24 protein-coding genes, 1 pseudogene and 1 riboswitch are annotated in these 25225 nt (G+C 44.4%); of the genes and pseudogenes, 18 read left to right on the forward strand and 7 right to left on the reverse strand.

Annotated elements, in window-relative coordinates; all coding sequences use genetic code 11:
- Window positions 1-13: 13 nt before the first annotated feature.
- A complete protein-coding gene (locus BN1546_RS23715) occupies window positions 14-778 on the reverse strand; it encodes an HAD family hydrolase (protein ID WP_013371449.1) in 765 nt (254 codons plus the stop codon).
- A 66-nt stretch (window positions 779-844) separates the two neighbouring features.
- On the reverse strand, window positions 845-1762 hold the full coding sequence (locus tag BN1546_RS23720) for a hypothetical protein (RefSeq protein ID WP_040103606.1): 918 nt from the start codon (window positions 1760-1762) through the stop codon (window positions 845-847).
- A 452-nt stretch (window positions 1763-2214) separates the two neighbouring features.
- Here BN1546_RS23720 and BN1546_RS23725 point away from each other — a divergent pair, with 452 nt between their 5' ends.
- The 5 genes from BN1546_RS23725 to BN1546_RS23745 all read left to right on the forward strand — a co-directional run bounded on the left by BN1546_RS23725 (window position 2215) and on the right by BN1546_RS23745 (window position 7637).
- The gene (locus tag BN1546_RS23725) at window positions 2215-3372 is read left to right on the forward strand and encodes an MFS transporter (protein ID WP_090738954.1); all 1158 of its coding nucleotides are present in this window, start codon (window positions 2215-2217) and stop codon (window positions 3370-3372) included.
- A gap of 81 nt (window positions 3373-3453) precedes the next feature.
- On the forward strand, window positions 3454-4179 hold the full coding sequence (locus BN1546_RS23730) for a phosphonate ABC transporter ATP-binding protein (protein WP_090738955.1): 726 nt from the start codon (window positions 3454-3456) through the stop codon (window positions 4177-4179).
- The gene (locus BN1546_RS23735; RefSeq protein WP_090738956.1) at window positions 4176-5510 is read left to right on the forward strand and encodes a hypothetical protein; all 1335 of its coding nucleotides are present in this window, start codon (window positions 4176-4178) and stop codon (window positions 5508-5510) included. The genes BN1546_RS23730 and BN1546_RS23735 overlap by 4 nt, the downstream gene beginning before the upstream one ends.
- Before the next feature lies 1 nt (window position 5511).
- Complete coding sequence (locus BN1546_RS23740) at window positions 5512-6210, forward strand: response regulator transcription factor (protein ID WP_007432526.1); 699 nt, start codon at window positions 5512-5514, stop codon at window positions 6208-6210.
- Window positions 6207-7637, forward strand: a complete 1431-nt coding sequence (locus BN1546_RS23745) for a sensor histidine kinase (RefSeq protein WP_013371442.1) — start codon at window positions 6207-6209, stop codon at window positions 7635-7637. Before BN1546_RS23740 ends, BN1546_RS23745 begins: the two co-directional genes overlap by 4 nt.
- Before the next feature lie 80 nt (window positions 7638-7717).
- On the opposite strand, the gene BN1546_RS23750 is transcribed toward BN1546_RS23745, so the two are convergent.
- Window positions 7718-8944, reverse strand: coding sequence for a glucose-1-phosphate adenylyltransferase (locus tag BN1546_RS23750; RefSeq protein WP_040103610.1), 1227 nt, complete (start codon window positions 8942-8944; stop codon window positions 7718-7720).
- Window positions 8945-9180: 236 nt separating this feature from the next.
- Between BN1546_RS23750 and glgB the strand changes: the two genes are divergently transcribed.
- Window positions 9181-11106 carry a 1,4-alpha-glucan branching protein GlgB gene (gene glgB, locus BN1546_RS23755; protein ID WP_090738957.1) on the forward strand — a complete coding sequence of 642 codons (1926 nt, stop codon included), beginning with the start codon at window positions 9181-9183 and terminating at the stop codon, window positions 11104-11106.
- Window positions 11107-11127: 21 nt separating this feature from the next.
- Window positions 11128-12570: a glycogen synthase GlgA gene (gene glgA / locus BN1546_RS23760; RefSeq protein ID WP_090738958.1), complete on the forward strand. Its 1443-nt coding sequence runs from the start codon at window positions 11128-11130 to the stop codon at window positions 12568-12570.
- 88 nt (window positions 12571-12658) lie between these two features.
- On the opposite strand, the gene BN1546_RS23765 is transcribed toward glgA, so the two are convergent.
- Complete coding sequence (locus BN1546_RS23765; protein WP_090738959.1) at window positions 12659-13729, reverse strand: glycine-rich domain-containing protein; 1071 nt, start codon at window positions 13727-13729, stop codon at window positions 12659-12661.
- A gap of 39 nt (window positions 13730-13768) precedes the next feature.
- Window positions 13769-14947 (reverse strand): M20 family metallopeptidase, encoded by a 1179-nt coding sequence (locus tag BN1546_RS23770; protein WP_058830875.1) that lies wholly within the window; start codon window positions 14945-14947, stop codon window positions 13769-13771.
- Window positions 14948-15095: 148 nt separating this feature from the next.
- On the opposite strand from BN1546_RS23770, the gene BN1546_RS23775 reads away from it, so the two are divergent.
- From BN1546_RS23775 to BN1546_RS23785, 3 genes are all read left to right on the forward strand, one after another.
- The gene (locus BN1546_RS23775; RefSeq protein WP_013371436.1) at window positions 15096-16559 is read left to right on the forward strand and encodes an ABC transporter substrate-binding protein/permease; all 1464 of its coding nucleotides are present in this window, start codon (window positions 15096-15098) and stop codon (window positions 16557-16559) included.
- Entirely contained in the window at window positions 16546-17268 is a 723-nt protein-coding gene (locus tag BN1546_RS23780) for an amino acid ABC transporter ATP-binding protein (protein WP_013371435.1), read from the forward strand. Before BN1546_RS23775 ends, BN1546_RS23780 begins: the two co-directional genes overlap by 14 nt.
- A 243-nt stretch (window positions 17269-17511) precedes the next feature.
- A riboswitch (cyclic di-AMP (ydaO/yuaA leader) is annotated at window positions 17512-17680 on the forward strand.
- A 6-nt stretch (window positions 17681-17686) separates the two neighbouring features.
- Window positions 17687-18355 carry a 3D domain-containing protein gene (locus BN1546_RS23785; RefSeq protein WP_090738960.1) on the forward strand — a complete coding sequence of 223 codons (669 nt, stop codon included), beginning with the start codon at window positions 17687-17689 and terminating at the stop codon, window positions 18353-18355.
- Window positions 18356-18552: 197 nt separating this feature from the next.
- Here the strand turns inward: BN1546_RS23785 and BN1546_RS23790 are convergent, their stop codons facing one another.
- Window positions 18553-19359 carry a polysaccharide deacetylase family protein gene (locus tag BN1546_RS23790; RefSeq protein WP_025674573.1) on the reverse strand — a complete coding sequence of 269 codons (807 nt, stop codon included), beginning with the start codon at window positions 19357-19359 and terminating at the stop codon, window positions 18553-18555.
- A gap of 302 nt (window positions 19360-19661) precedes the next feature.
- Between BN1546_RS23790 and BN1546_RS23795 the strand changes: the two are divergent.
- From BN1546_RS23795 to BN1546_RS23815, 5 genes and pseudogenes are all read left to right on the forward strand, one after another.
- A pseudogene (locus tag BN1546_RS23795) lies at window positions 19662-20683 on the forward strand (NADH:flavin oxidoreductase/NADH oxidase).
- 86 nt (window positions 20684-20769) lie between these two features.
- Entirely contained in the window at window positions 20770-21438 is a 669-nt protein-coding gene (locus BN1546_RS23800; protein ID WP_013371430.1) for a PspA/IM30 family protein, read from the forward strand.
- 128 nt (window positions 21439-21566) lie between these two features.
- A complete protein-coding gene (locus BN1546_RS23805) occupies window positions 21567-21974 on the forward strand; it encodes a DUF350 domain-containing protein (protein ID WP_013371429.1) in 408 nt (135 codons plus the stop codon).
- A 24-nt stretch (window positions 21975-21998) separates the two neighbouring features.
- Window positions 21999-22505, forward strand: a complete 507-nt coding sequence (locus BN1546_RS23810) for a DUF4178 domain-containing protein (RefSeq protein ID WP_017427734.1) — start codon at window positions 21999-22001, stop codon at window positions 22503-22505.
- A gap of 13 nt (window positions 22506-22518) precedes the next feature.
- Complete coding sequence (locus BN1546_RS23815; protein ID WP_025674568.1) at window positions 22519-23274, forward strand: DUF4247 domain-containing protein; 756 nt, start codon at window positions 22519-22521, stop codon at window positions 23272-23274.
- Between the two features lie 138 nt (window positions 23275-23412).
- Here BN1546_RS23815 and BN1546_RS23820 read toward each other — a convergent pair whose 3' ends face one another.
- The gene (locus BN1546_RS23820; RefSeq protein ID WP_090738961.1) at window positions 23413-23640 is read right to left on the reverse strand and encodes a helix-turn-helix transcriptional regulator; all 228 of its coding nucleotides are present in this window, start codon (window positions 23638-23640) and stop codon (window positions 23413-23415) included.
- Between the two features lie 265 nt (window positions 23641-23905).
- Here BN1546_RS23820 and BN1546_RS23825 point away from each other — a divergent pair, with 265 nt between their 5' ends.
- From BN1546_RS23825 to BN1546_RS28040, 3 genes are read left to right on the forward strand one after another with little or no spacing between them, the layout of a single operon-like run.
- Window positions 23906-24619, forward strand: coding sequence for a hypothetical protein (locus BN1546_RS23825; protein WP_040103619.1), 714 nt, complete (start codon window positions 23906-23908; stop codon window positions 24617-24619).
- Window positions 24570-25118 carry an accessory gene regulator ArgB-like protein gene (locus BN1546_RS23830; RefSeq protein WP_043885981.1) on the forward strand — a complete coding sequence of 183 codons (549 nt, stop codon included), beginning with the start codon at window positions 24570-24572 and terminating at the stop codon, window positions 25116-25118. The genes BN1546_RS23825 and BN1546_RS23830 overlap by 50 nt, the downstream gene beginning before the upstream one ends.
- A complete protein-coding gene (locus tag BN1546_RS28040; protein WP_013371424.1) occupies window positions 25091-25222 on the forward strand; it encodes a hypothetical protein in 132 nt (43 codons plus the stop codon). The genes BN1546_RS23830 and BN1546_RS28040 overlap by 28 nt, the downstream gene beginning before the upstream one ends.
- Window positions 25223-25225: the final 3 nt, after the last annotated feature.

A 25225-nucleotide genomic window follows, 5' to 3' on the forward strand; every position in this document is an offset into this window, starting at 1 on the left:
CGAAAAAAGGACCCTATCCGAGGGTCCTTTTTTGTTGATGTAATTGTATGCTTTCGTGGATCACCCGTGGTACTTCTGTTAGCTTCTGTATTGTATACATTACAGAGTTCACGTTTTTTTGTAATTCAACCATATTGTAAATCCATTCTTTAGGCTGCTTAAGATACACAGCGTGAATACCTGCCGCAAGGGCTGGAGATACGTCGGTGCGTAAAGAATTCCCAATCATCCAGGTGATGCCTCGGTCCAGCCGATTTATTTGGATGATTTCTTCCAGTGCTTCGACATTTTTATGCTGGCGAATATAGATACGGTCATCAAAGTAAGTAGCCAGCTTCATTTGCTCAATCTTTCTTTCTTGAATGACCTGCTCACCGCCCGTATAAAGGTGAAGGGAATGCCCTGCTTTTTGAAGTGAATTTAATGTTTCGGCCATACCTGGATACGGTTCAATTTCCTGCTCGTACACACTTCGGCCAAGCGAGCGAAGCTCCTGCTCTTCCCGAGAATCCGTACGGCGTCCGAATTGTTCAGAGAAAAACTGGTACGTATCTATTAGGGATTGTGGAAAATGCTCGCTGGCAAAACCCACCTGATGAACCCCAGCCACATCAATTTCAATTTGTTTTTCACGGATTGTATTTCTCGTTAGGTTATGAGCTGCAAACCATTCCTGAAGCAAATCGAAAAAGTGGTTGAGAATAAGGTCGAAATACTTGTTGCAGTGGACCAAAGTGTCATCAAGATCAAATAAAATGTGCTGTTTCGGATACGACATGATGCATACTCCTTCCAAGCCAAAGCTTTAACGGTGTTCAGTTTATAACTAAAGTTGCGATTCAAATTACAATCCAATATAGGATTCCAAAAATACCTGCAAATCAGCCGCACCGTCGGGACGGATGCTGAATTTTTCCTTGTGATAGCGTCCAATGTGTATGCGGAGCAAACCAGCCACACGCAAAATCATCATATCAGACATTAGTGTATCTTCCAATCGGCTCAAATCATGACGCATGTCTTCAAGAGACTTAGGACCTTGAGCTACATAACGCAAAATGCGCAGCCGTTGTGGATCATTGACTGCACGAGTGAGTCGTAGTAGAAGCGTGGGCGGTTCTTCCTCACTCTCTTCGGGAATATCTACCGGATACTGGATTAGCAGTGTACGGGTGTAAAAGCAGTATGAATTAATTGGGCGATTATGAACGACCGGAAACAGCACTACTGTATCGAGGTCTTCCATATGTGGCACGACTAGTCCAGCTGTCGCATATTCAACAAGTGCTTCCGGTTCCATTTTACTTAACAACATGCGCTTTTCCGCAGCATCTTCTTCTGCCAATACACGCAGTTCGCCTTCCAAGGCCCGAAAATAATCACGATCCCACAATCTGAGGAGCGGTGCATATACCTTACGAATGCGTAAAGATTCTTCAAAGGTTAAAAAAGGAATATGCGGAACAAGCAGCTCAAACATATCCTTATCCGGTCCGTGATCCAAGTAAGAAATATAGTCGGATATTTCATCTGTTTCTGGTCGAAGCAACGCCCAGGCATAGAGTGCGTCATAATCGCTAAAAGGGCAATCCTGAGCTGTAGCTAGCTCAGTACGAACTTCCTGTTGTAATCGTGCATCCACCTTGTCGATCCATTCATGGCCCAAGTCCATATCATGGACCCACTTTTTAGTTACATAGGCCATAAAGCTGCCGAGCAATTCATAAATTGGGGAAGTGTCTATTTTAATTTGATAACTCATGGAATCAAATGCCTCCTATTCTGTCTTCTAGCCCAGAGCGGTGAACGTAAATAAAGCCCGTCCATAAGCAAAACATGAGCATTTTGAAATTGCCCACTCATTTATTATGGCTTGTTCTGCCAGGCATTGTCCACTATAATATGAAATAGTGCGTTGTGACGTGAACTTGGTCGGATTGAACATACGAGGCTCTTAACCGAGGAGTCGGATACATACCAGACTAGCTCTATCCGTAAAATCGTCATCTCAGATGGCGATTTTTTTATTTCTCTCTTTAATACACTAAAATTAACATGCTAAAAACACCTTAATATGTAATATATCGATTTTTAGAAAGTCATGGTACACATCGTGATAAGATTTATTATTGATTATGGTATCAAATGCAAATCATTTCTAAACATTCATTTTATGATGTTAATAATTTATTTGTTCGAGCAGGAGGAGCTGGGATGTCGTCGTCGTTACGTGTTCATTATTTTATCTTAATTGCAGTTATTATTGTTGCTGGATTATGTCAGGGTTTACTATTGCCCATTCTGTCGATCTCTTTGGAACAAATGGGGGTTTCGTCTTCGCTAAACGGAATGAACGCGGCTGCACTGTATATTGGTTCATTCGCAATGACACTGGTGGCTGAACGGACTTTGGGGTGGCTGGGATTTAAAAAGCTGATGGCTGGTGGTCTTGTGCTTGTGCTGATCATGCTGCTGCTGTTCCCGCTAATCCCTGATATTCGGGTTTGGTTCGTACTGCGCCTGCTAGTAGGTATTGGTGACAGTGCGTTGCATTATTCTGCGCAGTTGTGGATATTGCTGGTAACTCCAGCAGAGAATCGAGGCCGCAACATTTCCTTTTATGGTATGTCTTATGGTCTGGGTTTTGCATTAGGCCCATTGGGATTGTGGCTACTTGATTATGGAATGCTGGTTCCATTTGCTGCGTTGGCTTTGTTGTGCTTGCTTGTGTTGCTGTTAGTGTTAATCAAGCTGCCTGACTCAAGACCCGAGAAGCAGGAGACTGAGGCGCGTCCCGCACAAAGATTCCGGCGCAGCTATAGCTGGGCATGGTACGCTCTGTTGCCTGCATTTCTATACGGTTATATGGAAGCGAGCCTGAACAGTAATTTTCCAGTCTATGGCCTGCGTATTGGCTTCCATACCGATGAAATTGCTGCCTTGCTGCCTTTCGTCAGTTTGGGAGGCTTAGTGCTGCAACTGCCTTTAGGTATATTAAGTGACCGTTGGGGACGTAAAAAGGTGCTAATGAGCGTAGGTATAGCAGGAGGGTTGACCTTTATGTTACTACCATGGAGTGGCAATCATTTTATGTTCACATTGGTATTGCTGACCATCGCAGGTGGATTGGTAGGCTCCTTTTTCTCACTTGGTTTGGCCTATGCAGCTGACCTGTTGCCCAAATCATTTTTGGCGGCTGCAAATGTGCTGGCATCCTTTCATTTTAATCTGGGAAGTGTGATCGGACCTAATATTAGCGGAGGGTTGCTGGACATTGGAACTCAAGGCAGTATGTTTCTAGTCCTTGGAGGTAGTTATATTGTTTTCGGATTGTTAGGTCTGTTTTCCCGAAAAAGAGCACCAGCGGTATAAAACTGCGGTTTGCATGGTATTTGTTTCACAATTACTATAAAATATAAACATGTATTGATAGCGGACAAAGGGGAATCATAGATGATTAAAATTCGGAAGCTGACCAAGCAAGTGGGGCCTGAACGTACCCCGTTGCTTCGAGGGATTGATGCTGAAATTCATCAGGGTGAATTCATTGCTATAGTGGGGCCAAGCGGAAGCGGTAAAACGACACTTCTTCGCTGTCTTGCTTTACAAGAGCCTTGGGAAGAAGGCAGTTTGATTGTTGGTGGCAATGATGTACTGAGATCCGGGTGGACGGGCAAGATGAAAATAAAGCGAGAGTGGGCATACCTGGAGCAAAATCCGCATCTTAATATGAATCGGACCGCTCTTAAAAATGTGCTCATTGGCAGATCGGGTCAAACACCCTGGTGGAGAATGATGACTGGCATGGTGCGTTCCGACGATTATATGGGAGCAATGGACGTTCTGGAGGATCTGGGTCTGCTGGATAAGGCGCATGATAAATGCGACAAGCTCAGCGGCGGCGAACGGCAGCGGGTAGCCACAGCGCGTGCTCTCGTTCACGGAGCTAAGGTTATTTTAGCTGATGAGCCTGTAAATGGACTTGATCCTGCCTCAGCAGCGCATGTACTGGAAACCTTTCGCAAGCTGTGCTCTGACGAGCGAGTAACAATCATTACTGTACTGCCGCTGGAAATGGCTGAACGTTTTGCTTCCCGAATCTGGGGTCTGAATGAGGGTAAACTGGTGTTTGATATCCAGGGAAGACGATTGACACAGGCAGAAAAGAACAAATTGTGAAGGGGACGGCAAGAGAAGTGAAAAAAATGCTGTTGAAAATGGTGGCTTGCTGCTGTTCCTTGCTGCTTCTTGCTGGATTTTTAAGCGGCTGTAATGTGATTAGCGATCCAATTTCGCTGATGCAGACACCAACGATGTCTGACGAGAAACAACAGCTGAATGGAGCAGTGAATACGCAATTAGGGGCGGTACAGCCTTTAAGGCCGAATGATCCGGATGATCCTACGCCAATTCGGACGGGAGATTTGAATAATGATGGTATAGACGAAGCAGTGCTCTTTTATGAAACACCAGATGAGAGCGTAAAGATACATGGTGCCTTGTTTGAAGATCAGGGCGGGACGTGGGTAAAGAAGCTTACATTTGATGGGGAAGGCACAGTGTTGGAATCATTTAAACTAGTGGATCTAACAAATGACGGTACGCTTGATATTGTAGCAGGCTTTTCGAGCGGAGACAGTGGCGAGAACGGGGAGCAGAAGGGTCTTATCGTTTACTCTTATACTGGAGGAACGTTAGAAAAAATATATGCAACGGGCTATACGGACTTCGTTGTAGACGATTTTAACCATAAGAAGATGGATTTGAACGGGGACAATCTGAATGACTTGACGATTATCTTGCTCCGTCGCAATGAATTTTTTACTGTAAAAACGTTCCAGTTCAGCGGAGGAACCTTTAAGGAGATCGGATCGTTGGATTTGGACAGTCAGGCTTTAGGTGTCTATAATGTGGTCGCTGGTAAGGTAGCCCAGGGTAGGCAGGGAATCATTATAGATACAAAGATTGCTCAGACGACTACGGTATCCAATGTTATCGTGATGGATCACGGCAAACTTAGAAAGCTCAATCTTATGGATGTTACCTTCAAGGATGCTACCATCGCCAGTGGTGATGTGGACGGTGACGGTGTTCTCGAATTTGGAAATTTGGAGAAGCCTAAAGGCTGGAGCAACAGGCCGCTCGATGAAGTTCCTTATTTTGTATCGTTCTATCAGTGGGATGGGGCCAAAGGGACGATTTTCAAGCAGCAACAGTATCGTGATTCTAATGAACAGGTCTACTTCAGGCTGCCAAAAGAGCTGCATGGCAAGGTGACTATTGATCCGAAGGTTTCAAGGAAGGACAGCTATTTGCGGTTTATTTTGGATGATACAGACAAAACGATAGCGGAAATTAAATTTTTCTCGTTATCACAATGGGAGCGAAATAACGAAGGCTATAGCCAACTGTGGCGAACGAATGCACAGGTAGTTGGTATAAAACGATCCAGCGAGCTGGAGCCACGTAAAGCCATTAAAAACAAGCTGGGGGAAAGGCAGGTAGAGTAGAGTGAGTAAAGTTTTAATCATGGAAGACGAGGAATCTATCCGTAGCTTTATCGTCATTAACTTGAAACGTAACGGCTTTGAGGTGTTGGAGGCGTCAGAAGGACACGAGGCTTTGAATATTTTGAATACGGTGCGGGATATCGATATTGCGTTACTTGACGTGATGGTGCCGGGCATGGATGGTTTTGAGGTTTGTCGGAGAATTCGGGAAACGAATGAGCGTATTGGCATTATCTTTCTGACAGCCAAGGTACAGGAACAGGATAAGGTGTATGCCTTGTCTGTAGGGGCTGATGACCATGTGAGCAAGCCTTTCAGCCCGACAGAGCTGATTGCACGTATTCAATCGTTATTGCGTCGGGTGAATGTACATCGTGAAACAGCAGCCAAGGTGTCCTTCCAGTCCGGTCCGTTCACGCTGGATTTGATAGCTAAGCAATTTAAGAAAAACGGGCAGCTGATCGAGCTGACACCGACAGAGTTTTCCCTGATTCAGTTTTTTCTCGAAAAGGAAAATACGCCGCTCAGCCGGGATGTTCTGCTTGACCACGTATGGGGCAAGGAATATATGGGCGATCCGAAAATTGTAGATGTGAACATCCGACGTCTGCGGCAGAAAATTGAAAACAATCCATCCGAGCCGGCTTTCTTACAAACCGTATGGGGACATGGATACAAATGGAAAGGTCAGTCTCAATGATCAAAAAGGGGATTCGCCGACAGATTGTGCTTCACTATTTTTTCGTAGTGTTTTTGGCGCTTCTGTTAGTAGAAGTCATTTTTATGTTTGCACTCCGGTCATATTATTATGACACTATTTATAAAAAGATCGAGAACCGTATCCAATCGGTAAGTGAATTTGCATCCAAATTCAAGGAGCCGGAACAATCATTACAATCGTATTTGTTGGATACATTTTCACTGCCCAACACTGAATTGCAATTGCTAGATGAACAGGGAAATGTAATTGATAACTCGACAAATTTTGCTGCGGATCTAAGTGTGCAAACCAGTGATGTGACACAAGCTTTAGCTGGAGATACAGGCAAATGGATCGGTAAACAACCGAGTACGGGGCAACAGGTAATGGCGGTATCTCAAAAACTGGACAATATTGTCGGGGATCAGGTGTATATAATCCGGTATACGACTTCGTTGGAATTAGTAAATGACAAGTTATTCATCATTACATTATTTTCGGTGGGAATCATGGCAGCTGTATTGATTATTGTATTTGTAGTGAGTACAGGGCTTGCCAATTCCATTGTGAGACCGATTAACAATATTCGCGATGTATCTGCTCAGATGGCGCAGGGTCGATTTGATGCACGTATCAAAGGCGATTATCGCTATGAACTGGGTGAACTGGCATCGACGTTGAACTACATGGCACAGGAAATTGTCAGAACCAATCAAATCAAGGATGATTTTATTTCTTCCATTTCTCATGAGCTGCGTACTCCGCTTACTTCCATTAAGGGCTGGAGTGAAACGTTAAATTCTGGCGGATATGACCCGGAAGAGACCAAGATCGGAATGCAGATTATTTCTAAGGAAACGGACCGGCTGATTGGCTTGGTGGAGGAAATTCTCGATTTTTCCAAACTAGAACAAAATGCCATGAAGCTTGTGATGGGAACAGTTGATCTTCGAGAGCTTTTGCAGGAAATTATGCTGAATGTATGGGCCAAGGCAGAAATGAAGCAGATTAAGCTACAACTGGATTCCGAGGAAACGGCATATCTTGTTCATGGAGACGGTAACCGTCTGAAACAGGTGTTTTTGAACATTGTAGATAATGCCATCAAATTTTCGCACGAGAGCTCGATTATTTATCTGTCTCTTCAACGTGTTAAGGGTAATATCGAGATATCGGTACAGGATACAGGAATTGGGATTAGTGAAGAAAATCTTGCCAGAGTAAGAGATCGCTTTTTCCAGGTAGACCACCAAAATGGGGGGACTGGACTGGGATTGGCAATCTCGCAACAGTTTGTTGAGCGTCATCACGGGCAGATGCTCATTAGAAGTGAATTGGGAGCTGGAACCACCATTACGGTTTCATTGCCTGCTCTGCAAGCAGAGCCATCGGTGGAACCACCACAACTCTCGGAAGGGCAGATTTAAAGTTAAATGTAAGATGTAACCATAAAAACAGCCAGTCCTCACCATAATGGAGGGCTGGCTGTTTGAAATTTAGGGGAGAGTTATGAAGTAAAGCCTTCTGCACGCAAGCGTGTGTTACGCTCATAGGCTTCTTTTAGCATACGTGTAGTTTGTGGCCGTACTGCCATTTTGCCAAATACTGTTTCATTGGGTCCGATAACCACAATTTCGCTCGGATTACCTTTAATAACAGCACCGTCACGAATCACAGCACCTTCACCGATAATTGCGTGCTCAATATGCACGTTGCGCCCAATACGTGTGTCAGGCATAACGATACTTTCCTTGATGGAAGAGCCTTTTCCCACCTCGACGCCGCTAAACACTACGGAGCGCTCAATTTGGCCTTCGACTTGGCAGGAATCATGCAGGAGGCTGTCCAATGACTGCATTTTACGACCAGGCACCTTTTGCGCGCTCAGCCTTGTGCGGCGTTCACGTGTATACATTGGCCAGTCTTGACGCTGAAGGTCAATCGCGCAATTTTCTTGCAGCAAGTCCATGTGGGAGTCCCATAGGCTTTTAACTGTACCTACGTCTTTCCAATAGCCCTGGAATTCATAAACGTATAGTGATTCTTGGTCTGCCAGCATTTTAGGTATGATATCTTTGCCAAAATCATGACTGGATTGAGGATCCTGTGCGTCTTCCAGTAGATAATTTCTTAAGTAATCCCATTTGAAAAGGTAAATCCCCATAGAGGCTAAATTACTTTCCGGTTTCTCCGGCTTCTCTGCAAATTCAGTGACGCGCAGATCTTCATCGGCGCTCATAACACCAAAACGGTGTGCTTCATCCCAAGGAACCTCCATGACAGAAATGGTTGCCGCAGCTCCTTTTTCCTTATGGTAGTTCAGCATCTCGCCATAATTCATATAGTAAATATGGTCACCGGATAAAATAAGCACATGTTCTGGATTTTGGCTGTCAATATATTCGATATTCTTATGAATAGCATCTGCCGTTCCTAAGTATTCAGCGTTACCTGTATTATAAGATGGAAGCAGGGTAATTCCTTTGTCATCCGTTTTTGTAAGGCCCCATGGAGTTCCATCCCCAATATGTTCGTGCAAGGATTCTGCCTCATATTGCGTCAGTACACCTACAGTATCAATGTTTGAATTTACGCAATTACTGAGAGGAAAATCGATGATCCGGTAATGACCGCCAAAAGGTACGGCGGGTTTTGCAATCGTTGAAGTAAGGGGAGCAAGACGGCGTCCCTCTCCGCCTGCCAGCAGCATGGCAATGCATTCTTTATTAAACATTTCGTTTCCCTCCCGGTTTAGTTGTCTGTTGTAGTACATACATAAACGGTATGGGGTACTCTTGAAACCATCAGGTATATAAGATTCCCCAAAAACTAAGGTTTATTTTTTTCCTAGTCATTTTTCTGTTCATTGTGGCTAGAATGGGGTAATAACTCAGGTCAGCTTTGACCCAAAAGCGAATGCATTACCGATTCATACATTTTTACTTACAAACATAAAAGGGTGGTGACGTGATGACAGACCAAACTCTTCCGCAACAGACTATCTCATCGGAAGATATTTATTTGTTTCATGAAGGAACGCTTTATCACAGCTACCGATCTTTGGGTTCCCACCTTACTGTGGAGAACGGAGAACAGGGCGTTCGTTTTACGGTCTGGGCTCCTCATGCTCTCCATGTCGGGCTTGCTACAGATCGCAACAACTGGAATGGGGAACAGGATTCCTTATATAGGGTTCCCAAATCCGGTTTTTGGAGTCGTTTTTTTCCGAGGATATCCCAAGGAACATTTTACAAATACGACATTACAGGTCCAAATGGTGAACGATTTCTGAAAGCAGATCCTTACGCCGTACGTGCTGAAGTGAGACCGGCTACGGCTTCAGTGGTATCTTCATTGGATGGTTATGTTTGGAACGATGCAGCTTGGCGCCGTAAACGTAGAGCACCTTATGGTAAACCTCTACATATATACGAGCTTCATCTAGGCACTTGGAAGCAAAAAGCAGATGGTACGTTTTATACATACAGGGAAATGGCTGAGCTTCTTGTGCCTTATGTAACTGATATGGGGTATACACATATTGAGCTGATGCCGCTGAGTGAGCATCCGTATGATCTTTCCTGGGGCTACCAATTAACAGGATATTTTGCACTCACAAGCCGTTATGGTGAACCACATGATTTTATGTATTTAGTGGATCGTTGCCATCAGGCGGGAATTGGAGTGATTATGGATTGGGTTCCGGCTCATTTTGCCAAGGATGCTCATGGATTGAGACAGTTTGACGGATCGCCACTGTTCGAATACGCGGACCCGCTAATTGCTGAAAAGCCCGGCTGGGGAACCCTAACGTTCGATTATAGCAAGCCAGAAGTACGTTCTTTTCTGATTTCCAACGCATTGTTCTGGATGGATGTGTACCATATTGATGGTCTGCGTGTGGATGCGGTGACGAGCATGTTACGGCTGGATTTTGAAAAGCAGGAAGGACAATATTGTCTCAATTCCAAGGGAGGGATTGAAAATGAGGAGGCTATCGCCTTCCTTCAACAGCTGAATGAGACGGTATTCCGCTATTATCCATATGCACTCATGATGGCAGAGGAGTCCAGCGCTTGGCCGATGGTGACCTCCCCAGTAAGCGATGGAGGGCTCGGTTTTAATTACAAATGGAATATGGGTTGGATGAACGATACACTTGATTATATGGAATCGGAGTTTGATCAACGACCCGAACGCCATAATTTGCTGACATTTCCCATAGCCTATGCATACAGCGAAAATTTTACACTGCCATTGTCGCATGATGAGGTTGTTCATGGTAAGAAGTCGCTGCTTGATAAAATGCCGGGCACCTATGAACAAAAATTTGCCGGACTACGGGCACTCCTTGGCTACCAAATGACCTCACCAGGTAAAAAGCTCTTATTCATGGGAGGGGAATTTGGCCAGTTTATTGAATGGAAGGATGAGGATCAGCTTGACTGGTTTTTGCTGGACTATGACAGTCATCGGTCTTTGCACACATATTCGAAAGCACTGAATCATTTATATCTTCAGGAGAAAGCATTATGGGAATTGGACCATTCGTGGGACGGCTATCAATGGATTGAAGCTGAAGACCGAGGGCAGAGTGTAATTACGTATTTACGTAAAGGCAAAAAAACGGGGGATACACTGGTTGTCCTTATTAATTTTCAGCCTGTGCAAAGAGAAAATTATCGAATAGGGTTGCAAAAGGCAGGAAGCTATATGGAATTGCTGAACAGCGATCATAAGGACTTTGGGGGAAGTGGTCAGGTAAACTCCGGAGCGATACGTACTTCCAAAATCCCTTACCACGGACAGCTTCACAGCTTGGAGGTGACTATTCCACCCCTAAGCATCGTTATACTCAAGAAGACACCACCACGTAGGTCTAAAAAAGCAGATTGACCACATAAGGAGGAAGCACATATGAACATTTTGTTTGCGGCAGCAGAAGCACATCCATTTATTAAAACAGGCGGGTTGGCTGATGTTATTGGCGCACTGCCAAAGGCACTTCATCAGGCAGGGTGTGACGTCCGAATCATCTTACCTAAATATGCGGGTATTCCCGATACCTATAAGAAGTCTCTGCGTCCGGTAACGGTCAAGCATGTAGCTGTAGGCTGGCGTGATCAATATTGTGGAGTAGAGGAGCTGACGTTGGACGGGATCAGGATTTATTTTATAGATAATGAATATTACTTCGGTCGTGACGGTATTTACGGTTATATGGATGATGGCGAACGCTTCTCCTTCTTCAACCGGGCGATTTTGGAAGTGCTGCCTGAACTGAATTTTCGGCCAGATATTGTGCATTGTCATGACTGGCATACGGCGATGGTTCCGCTACTTCTGAATGCCGATTATCGACATTTGCCCTTTTACAACGATATTCGCACGGTGTTTACGATACATAATCTGTTGTATCAGGGTGATTTTCCATATGAGGTCTTAACGGAGCTGCTTAACTTGGATGGAAGCTATTTTACCCCCGAGGGTGTGGAGTATTATGGCAGACTGAACTTTATGAAAGGTGGGCTTACTTACTCGGATCATGTCACGACCGTGAGTCCAACCTATGCAGAGGAAATTCAAACTGAATTTTACGGATACGGACTGGAGGGTCTACTTCGTAAATTAGGACAGCAGGGACGCTTAACGGGGATTGTGAATGGAATTGACACCCAAAGCTACAATCCTGCCACAGACAATCGTATTTATACGAAATACCGCACAAGTCTGGCAAAGAAAAAGGAAAATAAAATTGCTCTACAAAAGGAGCTGGGTTTGCCGGTGCGTCCGGACGTACCTATGATTGCCATGGTAACCCGGCTTGTGGATATGAAGGGGCTAGATCTGGTAACGAGAGTGCTTGACGAAATTTTGTATTATGATGATATTCAGTTTGTCGTGCTGGGAACAGGGGACCCGGCTTTTGAGCACTGGTTCCGGGAAGCAGCGGGACGATATCCTCTGAAAATGTCAGCGCAGCTTACTTTTAGCGAACCACTGTCACGAAAAATATATGCGGCAAGTGACATGTATCTTATGCCATCGAGGTTTGAGCCTTGTGGGATTAGTCAGCTGCTGGCGCTTCGTTATGGAAGTATCCCCATCGTGCGAGAAACTGGAGGGCTGAACGATACTGTGCAGGCTTACAATGAATCTACAGGTGAAGGTAACGGTTTTAGTTTCACGAACTATAATGCACATGACATGCTGCATACCATTCGTCGTGCTGTTCATTACTATCGTCAACCTGAGCATTGGAACAAGCTTACACAGACGGCCTTTGCAGGAGAGTACAGTTGGGATGTATCGGCCGAGGCGTATATGGATATTTACCGTTCGCTAGCAAAGACCGATTAAACAGCACATAAATACCATATTTATGCTAATGAAAAAGGGAACTCCTTTAGCCATGGTTTGGCTGAGGAATTCCCTTTTTTGTTGCTGGTCAGTCGCCCCCGCCACCACAGCTGCTTCCACACGAAGACCCGCTGCTACACGAGGAATGGCTCCCGGAATCGCCTGAATCGTGGTGAGAAGAGCCTCCACCATGAGAACTGTCATGGGAGGAATGATGGTGCGAGTGGTGTGTATCCCAGTTCGTGCAGCCGCTTGCGGAGCTACAGCCGGATGAGCTGGCTAGTGCGGCACTGTTTGTAGAATCTGGGTGCATGTGTATGGCAAATTGTTCAGGTTGATACCATGAATACCACACAGCAGCCAATAGCAGATAGTCAACCTGCAAATAGTTGACCTTGGGTAGCTGCTTGCCCTCCGGATCATTTACAGCTTTATTTACCCGCTCACGGAGGTGTTGGATTATCTTATGAACCGCTTGTTGTGCTTGCTGTGAAATGTCTACATTTTCATGGGAATTCCATCGGTCACCTATTGGCTGCGTCGAAGCTGTCAGTTTGTAATAGTGTGAAAGCTCATCGTTCGGTAGCGGATGATTAAAAAAAGTTCCCCACAAACTGGCACTATAACGATTCCAACCAAAGCATTCCACATACAACCAGTCAAACCACGCCCGCTCCTCTGGCATCGGCTGAGAGCCGCCCGAATGGGGTGCATGGTGAAGCATACGACCAAAAAAAGCTTCGGAGAATTGCTGGTATTCACGCGTAAACATTAACATTTCGTGCCATAGTTCATCCACATCACTACTGAACATAGGCACCCGATTCATAATGGCGCATAGCATGAAGTATCGTTTTAGCTCATGCCAGCGCCAATTATATTCTTGCTCCGTCAGGCTAGGATTGGCGTCCATGACACGTTGCTTTACGTTATGAGCATAGGAGGCTGGAATGGATCGATCCAGCAGCTCCTTCAGCTCCGTAATCTCTCGATGACGCTCCTGCGTGAGTGACGAAGGAGACGGAGAGCTAAGGAAAAATGCATTCCGGCGCCGCGTACTTCTGTTTCCACGATTCCTGCGTATAGCACGAAATATAAACCAAAGAATGATGAGACCAACCACAATAAACAACGTCCAAAAGCTAGTCATACTATTCATAATGGCACTCCTTTCTAAAAGAAGACGGCATTTCCGATTTTAGCTTTTGCTATTCAGTAGAGCGAATTCTTTTTTAATCTGTGCCAGCAGCTCAGAATTTGTGATTACATCGCAAGCCGTCCATGCCAAGGTTCTCGCGGCCAAGAGCATTCCTTCCATTGCGCGGTCCTGCATTGCTAAATCGCGGAATTCTGGTGTATGCAAGGCATGCTTCTCGTCAATAACTTGAATGTACGGGTGGATCGCAGGGCAATGAAGTGATACATTTCCGATATCCATAGAGCCATGATCTTCACCCTCCGTAATATCTTCTTGCGCAATGCCAGCCTGCACCAAATTTGCGGTAAAGGTGTCGGAGAGTACACGATTGGTCACCATTTCATCGTAAGAAGTCTCATAATTGGAAGTTTCCAAACGACACCCGGCTTGTAAAGCAGCTCCTTCTGCAATTTGAACAACACGGCGGGTAAGCGGGTTCAGCTCTTGGCGTGTAGCGGCCCTCACGTAAAATTGGGCTGAGGCGTAATCAGGAATAATATTGGCAGCCTGCCCACCCTGATTAATGATGCCATGGATACGTACCGTACTTTTCACCTGTTGCCGAAATGCGTTAATCCCGTTAAACGTTTGAATCACAGCGTCCAAAGCATTAATCCCTTCGTGCGGACTGGCCGCAGCGTGAGCGGATTGACCAAAAAATTCGAACTGCACAGCATCAATCGCTAGTGATTTGCCTGATTTTTCGTAGCGGTCAAAGGGATGTGTCATCATAGCTATGTCGCAATCATCAAACAACCCGGCCGCCGCCATCGGAACCTTTGCACCGCGTGTTTCTTCGGCAGGTGTGCCGTATACACGTACTTCTCCACCAGTCTCGTCGATAATCGATTTGAGACCTACGGCAGCGCCTGTACTCATCATACATATCAAATGGTGCCCACAGGCGTGTCCTAGCCCTTTCAGAGCGTCGTATTCTGCCAGAAAAGCAATGATTGGTCCAGGCTTGGTTGCTTTGTAAGTAGCAATAAAGGCTGTTTCTATACCCAATACGGGTGCCTGAACGTCAAATCCGTGAAAAGCAAGTTCTTCTTTTAAACGGGCAGAGGCCAAGAATTCCTCGTTTCCAAGTTCAGGGTTTGCGCCAATATATAACGAAATGTCCTTAAACCGCTGGGCATGCTGTTCAATGGTGTGTTGAATGGTCTGTTTGAAATTCATGCTAAAAACTCCTTTATATATGCTGTAATGTAGGTGCTGCGATAGATATACTAAAATTGTACTATAACATTCATTGCATAATCATGCATATTCATTTATAATGACACAATCTTATTTATTATAAAGAATTTAAGGAGAGAAAAAAAGATTGAAAAAGGCATATCGTTTTACCGCCCTGGTTTTGTCGGCGGTTATCTTACTGCTGGCTGGTCTTCCCATGCTCACTGCATACGGATCGGAAGAAAAGCCACAGAAAAAACTCGTAGTGGGCATGAGTGCTGACTTTCCGCCGTATGAGTTTCATAAAGTTATTAACGGTCAGGATACCATTGTTGGGTTTGATGTTGAAATTGCCAAGGAAATCGCCAAGGATCTGAATGCGGAGATGGTCCCAGAGGACATGAGTTTTGACTCTTTGCTGCCTGCTCTGCAAAGTGGTCGCGTAGACTTGGTACTGTCCGGTATGACACCGACGGATGAACGCAGAAAGAGCATTGATTTTTCGGATGTATACTATCGTTCCAAGCAAGTCATTATGGTACGTCCAGAGGATAAAGACAAATATTCAACGATGGCTGCTCTAAAAGGAGAGAAGCTCGGTGCGCAGAAGGGGAGTATCCAGGAAGAAATTGCGCAAAAAGTGCCTAATGCTTCTGTGACCTCATTGGATAAAATATCCGATCTGGTACTCCAGCTTCGGACCAACCGTATCAACGCGGTTGTAATCGAGGATACCGTTGCTAAAGGATACACACTAGACGGTACCGTAACACTTGCCAAGGCAGTACCTGAGGATGAAGGAGCAGAAACTGCTGTAGGCATTCGTAAAGGAAATGCGGAATTGCTTGCTTCAGTAAATAAAACGTTGGCTCGCCTGAAAGCAGACGGTTCGATTGAGAAGTTTTCTACAGAAGCAAGTGCACTGTCTGCAGACCGACAAGTTTCTTCGAATAGCATTGTAGATATATTTTTGAAATATCGCAGTTTCTACGCTACGGGTATTGGCTACACCCTATTGCTGTCTGCGCTTGGAGTACTGTTCGGATTCATTATTGGTCTGATCATATCCTTGCTGCGGATGAGTGGTATTCGTATTATCGAGTGGCTAGGTACCGCATATGTAGAGATACTGCGCGGCACACCTATGCTGGTGCAGCTCATGATCATTCATTACGGAGTTGCTTTGACGTTGGGGGTTAATTTTACGCCACTTCAGTCTGGTATAATTACGTTGTCTCTGAATAGTTCGGCATATTTGGCTGAAATTTTCCGTGCTGGTATTCAGGCAGTAGACCGTGGACAGATGGAAGCTGCCCGCTCGCTCGGGATGGGACGAGGCAAAGCAATGCGTCATGTCATTTTACCGCAAGCATTTAAATCTATATTGCCTGCTATTGGTAATGAGTTCATTACGATCATTAAAGAATCATCTATTATTTCGACCATTGGGATGGTGGATATTATGTATCAAGCCCAGGTCATTAAGAATATTACCTACGAAGGCTTGAGTCCGTTCGTAATCGCAGCCGCTATTTATTTTGTAATGACATTCAGCTTATCTAAGTTGTTGGGTTTATGGGAAAGGAAGTTGAGAGCCAGTGATCACCGTTAAACAACTGCGTAAATCATTCGGTAAGAATGAAATTTTAAAAGGCATTGATATAGATATCGCCAAAGGTGAAGTAGTCGTCATTATCGGCCCGAGTGGTTCAGGAAAAAGTACGTTTTTGCGTTGTATGAATCTGTTGGAACAGCCAACAGAAGGGGAAATTTTGTTTGAGGGTGAGCCGATTACGGCCCGTGGTCATAATATTAATGCGACTCGGGAGAAGATGGGGATGGTTTTCCAGCATTTTAATCTGTTTCCGCATAAAACAATACTGCAGAATCTGACGCTTGCACCAACGCAGGTGAAAAAGCAGTCGGGGAAAGAAGCGGAGAAAATTGCGCTGGAGCTCCTGCGGACCGTGGGTCTTGAGGATAAGAAGAATACCTACCCGAACCAGTTATCTGGTGGTCAAAAACAACGTATTGCGATAGCACGTGCTTTGGCCATGCAGCCACACGTAATGCTGTTCGATGAGCCTACTTCTGCCCTTGACCCTGAAATGGTTGGAGAGGTTCTGGACGTGATGAAGAAGCTCGCTGAGGGCGGCATGACGATGGTGATCGTGACGCATGAAATGGGCTTTGCCCGTGAGGTAGGGGATCGAATCATCTTTATGGACAACGGTCAAATTATAGAACAAGGTACGCCTGAGCAAGTATTCGGTACTCCAAGCCATGACCGTACCCGTGATTTTCTTGCTAAAGTGCTGTAAGAAAATGCTTTTATGAAATATTAACAAAGCCCTCTCGTGATGATGTTTCACGGAGGGCTTTTCTCTTTTTGTCACTATATCTCCATATTTTTGTAACAGAAAACGGATTCTTAATGACAAAATTGTAACGAGTATAGTACGATATTCAAGGTTACCAACATTTTCATGCAGATAAGGTTACAAAATTGTGATATTATGCAGTAAGCCAAAACTTACCGGGGCAGCAGTAATGATAATAAATACTCAGGTGCTGGGCTCAAACCATGGGAAGTGCGGGGGACGTAACAACGGCAATGATTCCAATGCATCATAAGATGTTGTGGAATATGCCTAGGGGTGAATTGCACAAGCATAGGGCTTCTCCTGAGTCCGAATCCGACAGCTAACTTCGCAGGCATAACAGAGGAGGTACATATCTTTGAAACATTTAAAACATATTGGAAAAACTATGAAATTTGCGGTGCTTGCTGCAGCTATTGCAGGGCTGGCACAGACAGCTGGAGTAGCAGATGCTGCTTCGCTTCACACTGCCAAAGAAGGCGATACCTTCTTTTTGCTTGCTCAACGTTATGGGGTATCAGTAGATGAGTTGACGAAGGCTAACCCGGATATTGCGTCCAACAACATATATGCAGGTCTGCAAATTAAAGTGCCAGACGAAAAAAGTGTAAAGGCGGCTTCGGATTCGAAGCCACAGCTTCTTACAGAGAAAGCACCAGCGAATGAGAAGCCAACAATTGAAGCATGGGGCAAAACATTTAATTACAGTAAAGTAGTTGATGTTAAAGCTACAGCATATTCTGCCGCAGCTGATGAAAATGGCAAATGGGGTGCGGTCGATTATTACGGCAATCCGCTTAAGCTAGGTACAATTGCGGTAGACCCGAAAGTCATTCCTATGGGAACAAAGGTGCTAGTTACAGGTTATTCCCATCCCGGATTGCCAAACCATTCTTTTGTGGCCGTTGCCCGTGATCAGGGCAGTGCTATTACCGGAAAGCGGATTGATATCTTTATCCCTGGCAATAAATCATTCGTGAACGACTTCGGCTTCCAGAATGTGAAACTGTACGTCATTGATAAATAGCATTGTGCTTATGTATGATTTAATTAAACATAATATAAGTTATGTAAACTTGATCTATCATACAACATATAACTGGGACGACTTTTTATTAGGCCCGGTCGTTTATCGCTAAAAAAGGCTGTCTTACAAGCAGAAGCATTCTGCTCGTTAAGGCAGCCTTTTTACGTTGTTGGTATATTTGAAGCTTAGACGTACTGTTATTTTCGTTCCGATGTGTGAAGTAGCCGGGGGACAGTGACAAATTTGTAGCCCTTAGCTTTTAGAGAGTGGATTAGACCCGGCAAAGCTTGGACAGTGCCTTGCAAGTTGGAACTTTGACCTCCACCTGCATGCATTAAAATAATGGAGCCAGGTCCGGTAGCCGGGATCACGTTGCGCTGAATTTGTGTTTTGCTTAATCCCTTCCAGTCTAGAGAGTCCACATTCCAATTGACGATCATGTACCCATGACGACGTGCCCACTGGATTTGAGGCTCCGTGATTTCACCATAGGGTGGTCGTATCAATCTGGGTCGAAAACCTATGCTGGCTTCTAAAATGCGTTCTGTTTTTGTAATCTGGTGACGAAAACGTTCTGGTGTGGCCTTCCTGAAATCCGGATGAGTATAGGAATGGTTTCCTATAGCATGACCCTCACGGATGATGCGGCGTATGATCCCCGGATGCTTTTCCGCACGGTGGCCGACGATAAAAAAGGTAGCTTTGATACCATTTGCGTGTAATACGTCCAAAACCTGCGGCGTATACCTTGAATCGGGCACATCATCAAAGGTTAAGGCAATTTGGCGGGTGTGCGGGCCGCACATTTTAAAAATGTCCGCATGCTTTTTTCGTAGCATCGCTAATGTTGGAGTAGCTCGATCTTTACTTTGATATACCGAAGTAGCGACAGCAGCTTCCTTGGGATGGGGCGTTCCAATGTTGGAAGGCGTGTCCGCGTGAACGGGAAAACTTGAAAATGCTAGTAACAGTGCTAAACATGGCAACACTCCCCTGTACCGCATTTGTATTCCCCCTTTCCGTGCAGTGGTACCTAGTGGTGCTCTCAGCTATTATGTACCTGTCCTATTAAAATTATGCTGGTGATTGAGTGAAGCCTACACGGCTGAAGAGAAGTACATCATGAAGCGGGTATCCGTGAAGATGACGAAGTAAACGTACATATTCTCTTAAACATGACCGAAAACTGAAGCATTTTCGCAAGTTTTAGCCTTTCAAAGGATTCGGTATACCATGACAGCTGGTGTATAATGGGGATGCTATTCATAATGATACATACTTGGAATTGAGGGAAGGATGGATAAAAGTGACCGACTTGTTTACTCCTTATCAATTAAAGGGGCTTTCATTAAAAAATCGGATTGTCATGCCCCAATGTGCCAATACAGCGTGGAGGCCAAGGACGGCAAACCGACGGATTGGCATTATGTCCATTATGTGAGTCGCGCGGTAGGAGGGACTGGGCTCATAATTGTGGAAATGACAGCGGTTCATCCGGATGGACGCATTACGGATCGTGATTTGGGCATTTGGAGTGACGAACATATTCCCGCATATCGCAAAATCGTAGAGGAAGTCCACAAGTATGGTGCCAAAATTGCCATTCAATTAGGCCATGCCGGACGCAAAGCCGAGGATGCTGAGACACCTGTAGGCCCGTCCTCGATCCCCTTTAGTGAACGCTTTAAAGATCCGCACACTTTGGCGAGAGCAGAAGTCAAGGAACTGGTTCAGGCCTACAAAGAGGGGGCTCGCCGGGCGGTAGAAGCGGGTTTTGACACGGTAGAGATTCATGGTGCTCACGGCTATCTGATCCATCAATTTCATTCCCCTTTAACCAATACCAGAGAAGATGAGTATGGGCAGGATTTGTCACTGTTTGGTGTTGAGGTGATCCGTGCTGTTAAAGAGGTACTTCCTGCTGATATGCCTGTGCTAATGCGGATATCTGCCAAAGAATATGTCCAAGACGGATATGATGTTGAATACATAGCAGCCATAGGGGAACGATATCGTGATGCAGGTGTAGACATTTTCCATATTTCTTCTGGTGGTGAGGGTCCGATAGGCTCCAGCGGAGGCCCGTCTGCGCGTGCTGGTTATCAGGTCGATTTGGCTCATACCGTCCGTGAAAAATTGAATGTGCCTGTCATTGCTGTCGGCTTATTGGATGATTATGAGGATGCCCGCCGAGTCGTTCAGCAAAATGAAGCTGATCTGGTAGCCATAGGGCGTGCCATGCTGCGTGATCCCTATTGGGCGCTGCATGCTTCACGGGCGCTAAAAGTACAGGCAGATATCCCAGAGCCTTATCTACGCGGTTTTTAGATATTTTTGAAACCTCTTTGCAAAGCTTGCGTAAACATGTGTACAGAGCTTAAAATTTAAGCATTCAATTCTAGGAGGAACTTCACATGTCTATTTTCAAACGATTAAGAGATCTTACGATGTCTAACATTAACGCCATTATCGACAAGGCAGAAGATCCAGTTAAAATGACGGATCAATACATTCGTGATATGCAAGAGGATCTGGAAGACGCAGAGAAAGCGGTAGCCGCTCAAATTGCTATTGAAAAGAGATTCAAACAGCAATACGAAGAACAGGCAGCTTTGGTGAAAAAACGCGAAGAACAGGCTCATACGGCTGCAAAAGCACAAAATGTGGATCTTGCTCGTCGTGCGCTGGAAGAAAAGAAATCTGCCGAACAAAAAATGAACGAGTTCCAAGCTGGTTATGAGCAAAACAAAGCTGCAGCTGACAACCTGCGTGGTAAGCTGGATGAAATGCGTAGACAGCTGACTGAAATGAAAAACAAGCGCGAGACACTGGTTGCCCGTTATAACGCGGCTAAAGCGCAAACTGAAATTAACAAAGCTATGAACGGTTTTAGCTCGGATACGGCAACTGCTGGATTGAAGCGTATGGAGGAAAAAATGCTGCAAGCAGAAGCACGTGCTGAAGCGAGCAACGAAATGGCTTCCAAGGAAAAATCGCTGGATGAAGAGTTCAAAGAGCTGGATAAGAAAAGTGCTGTGGACGATGAACTTGCCGCTTTGCTGAAACAATACGAAAACAAATAAGAACTTTTAAGCATTGCCGCTAGTGTGATGGCTCAGTAAGCGAAGGAGAAACGTTTTCTCCTTCGCTTTTCCCTGCCTGGGGGCGTAAACAATATATGTAGTCAAGAAGATGTGGAGGATGGTAGCAAATGCATTTTTTAGAAACGATGAAAGCGATGCTGGTATGGACGGGCGCGGGTGCTATTTTGCTGTTCGTATTAATGTATGTCGATTCTTTATTTACAAAGTATAAGGATTTTGCCGAAGTAAAAGCCGGAAATATGGCCGTAACGGTACGGATGATTATGAAGCTGATTGCACAAGGATATATTTTATCAGGTTCAATTGCTACCGCTAATAATTTGCTTGAAGCGCTTGTGTATTCTGTGATTGCCTTTATTATCCTGCTTGTTTTGGAAGTGATTGTGCGTCTGCTGTTGAGATATTGGGCACAGTTTGATCTGGATAAAGGTACCCAGGAAGGTAAAATTGGTTTCGGTCTGTTTTCGGGAGCGCTGCATTTGGTTGGTGCCTTGATCATTACAGCATGCTTCTAGGCAAAGTAAGGAGGAAATATGACCATGAGTGTATGGAAACGAATTTCAAATCTATTTGCCAAGCCTGAACCGCCGAAAGCGGAAAAAAGCATGCTTCACTTAAATCCAGGGGATATTTGTGAGGTGTCGCTTGTCACCTATGAAGTGGTAGGTCGTGTACATAATCGTGCTCGGAATGCCGTTGTTTTGACGCTTCAGGATGGTAATCAAGTGAGTTATCTTCATATTGAGGAACGGGAAACACTGCAATTCGGACTTTATCAGGCCATCGATGGCAGACTAGACAACCCGGAGGAAGTACCGACCATTTTAGAGCTGGATGATACAACGTATCATTTGGAAGAACAGTATTTTGGGCATGTTACCGTTATGGGCCGTGCTCCTTTCCGGCAGGGTGGAGAGCAACATGTTTGGCAGTACCAGTCTGATGATTACCATCTATTGCGGGTAGAATGGCAGGACGGTCGCTTTATGCTTTATGAAGGAGAAGAAGTGATTACCGGAGACGTCAAGGTTATTCGGGCAAGCTAGGAGAGGGTTACACATGAGCAAACGCACCTGGCAATATGCATTAAAGGTCATTGTGGCGCTGAGCTTGTTCGTATCCGTGTTAAGCGGCTGCGGCGCGCCAAATGTGAAAGATACGTATCCGCTGGAATCCGTTAGTGGTAGCGGAAACTCGACTTCGTACGTGTATCGGGCGGCAGGCAAAACGGTTCCCGAAGTAGCGGAGGAATTGAAAGAACAGCGTACACCGGAACAAATGTCACCTCAGAGCAATGAGCGGATGTTTCTGGTATATAGCGATGAGTGGTACCATTTGCAGCAGGATCCAGCTAAGAAGGAAGACACACTCATTGAAATTGATAGTAAAAAGTATGTCGAGCAAAATTACAGTTCCAGCTTTCTAAAAGGATACTTAACTGCAACTGTGCTGGATGCTCTGTTCGATTCGTTGCGGGGGTCTGGCTCCTATCGAGGTTATTCGAGCAGAGATGTATACCGACCTTCACAAGGGCAATATCGTGCTCCAACAGCACAGGAGAAAAAAGCGATCCCGCCGATAACGGTGGAGCGAAAAGGCTCAGTTACCCGTAGAGGGAAAAATTCGGATTCCAGCGTTGGATCAAGCGGGAGTCTATTCGATAGAGGCTCCAGCAGTTCACCGAGCAGAGGCTCGATTTCACGTGACCGAGGCAGCAGCGGCGGTTCCAGCATATTTGATTCGCCGCGCAAATCGTATAGTAAGCCTAAAACACGCAGCGGCTCAGGTAAAATCAGCCGACGAAGTCGACGATAATGGTAATGTTTTATATTCTTCTAAAGTTGTTTGCGGAACTGTGGAGCTGTTGCACAGTTCCTTTTTTTGTTGTTTGATATAACCTACAGTGAATTGAACGGATGCTCTCACTTCGATTTTATTACCGTCTACTTTGATCTACACTGGATCAGAGCTTATGTGCTCAATGCCATCGTCTTCAATGATGTTGCTTTTTTTGATATGGAGATGACGAGCTATCTTTTCTATAGCACCCATTCGTGGTTCAGAAAGTCCGCTCTCCCAAGCTGAAATTGCTTTATTGGTAACCCCAGCGATCTCAGCAAGCTCTTGTTGAGTCAAATGATATTTTATACGTAATTTTTTAAAATTGTCACTTAAAGCCACTATAATCCCTCCACCCCAAATTAAGTAGATTATAACCTTGATATCGAAAAAAAACCAACATAATACATTAGCAAAAGCAACGTCGCTCACTTGGGGGGATTTTTTTGTTAGCACGAATGGGTGTCGAGTTTGAAGAAGAAAGCCATAGAAAGAAAATTTTACCTCATATTTATACAAAAAATGACAGTTTACTAGATTATTTCATTGCCACATCTATTAGTAAAATATACAATTACATCAGGCGAAATAGGAGGATGATGTAACTGTGTTATCTGCTTTTTTATATATTTTACTTGGTTTTTTCGATGCTTTAGCGGCAGTTACTTTGGTCTTGAAGCTTTATATGCTTCCGGTGTGGGAAAATCGAAGAAAAATACTTTTCTATGCAATTGGCATAGCTTTCTTTTCCTTTCTCATGAGAGAAGTTATAGGCATGCCTAAATTTGATTTTCCGCTTCAGTATTTGTTAATGGTTCTCTTTTTAAGATTTGGTTTAGGGATCAAAACATATCTTGCAGCATTTTCTGCTGGTTCTGGTCTAACAGCTTACATTAACCTACAGCTATTTGTATATATATTTGCAAATTTTTTCGGAGTAGCACAACCTGATATTATTAATAATACTTCTGGTTCTTCCATTTACGTTATACAGCTGGCTTCTATTTTTACTGCGTACTTTATTTCTTTTGTCATGGGGAAATACAACTTTGGTTTCTCATTTATCATTCAGCCCCCACATGATTTTTTGAAAGGTGAAAATTACCTATCACCCCTTAATAAAATGTTCATCATAGGCTCCCTAATATCATTTGTCACTATTCTTGTTACTTTGTATATGCTCTATAACTCCAATACGATAGGACTACTTTCCATCTCATTGCTAACTTTTGGAATTTCGTACTTCTTTTCAGAGAAAGGAGATTACGAGGATGCTAGAAACGCTATCGAGGCACATCGCATCAGAAATAAAGAAAGCTGATCCTGATGGACCTACAAGTGTAGAAGTGATGGAGTATGCGATTGGTATAAAAATTACCGAAATTTCGGCAGTACTAATGGTTGCAGTTATAGCCTGGATAACAGGACATTTTTGGGGGGCATTACTAGCTCTGGCTACGATCATGTTTGTAAGGAGATTTTCAGGTGGGGTACACTTCAGCAACCTTACCCTTTGTGTCTGTTTTACAACGGCCATATGTGTAACTATACCTTTTGTTTCTTTAGGTTTATCAACAATTTTGATAATTAACGCTTGTTCATTATTAGTTTTTGTAGTATATGCTCCCAATCATTTTATCTATATTAATAAGACCAAATATCACAAGTATTATAAAACGATATGTATTTTGGTTTGCATATTAAATTTTTTTGTACAATCTCACATAATATGTTTATCTATAGTTATACAAGCATTCAGTATTCTTCCTTTATGGAAAGGAGGTGAGCGAAAATGGATAAGAAATTGGCGAGAGTTTTAAGTATAAGTCTTGGGAAATACGCTAACGAGTCTACCAAAAAAGAAAAAACAATATTTGGCGCTAAACCTGTACCAGCTGAGCTGAAGAAAACAGAAAAGAACTGAATT

This window comes from Paenibacillus sp. Mc5Re-14, assembly GCF_001049835.1.
GTDB lineage: Bacteria > Bacillota > Bacilli > Paenibacillales > Paenibacillaceae > Paenibacillus > Paenibacillus polymyxa_C.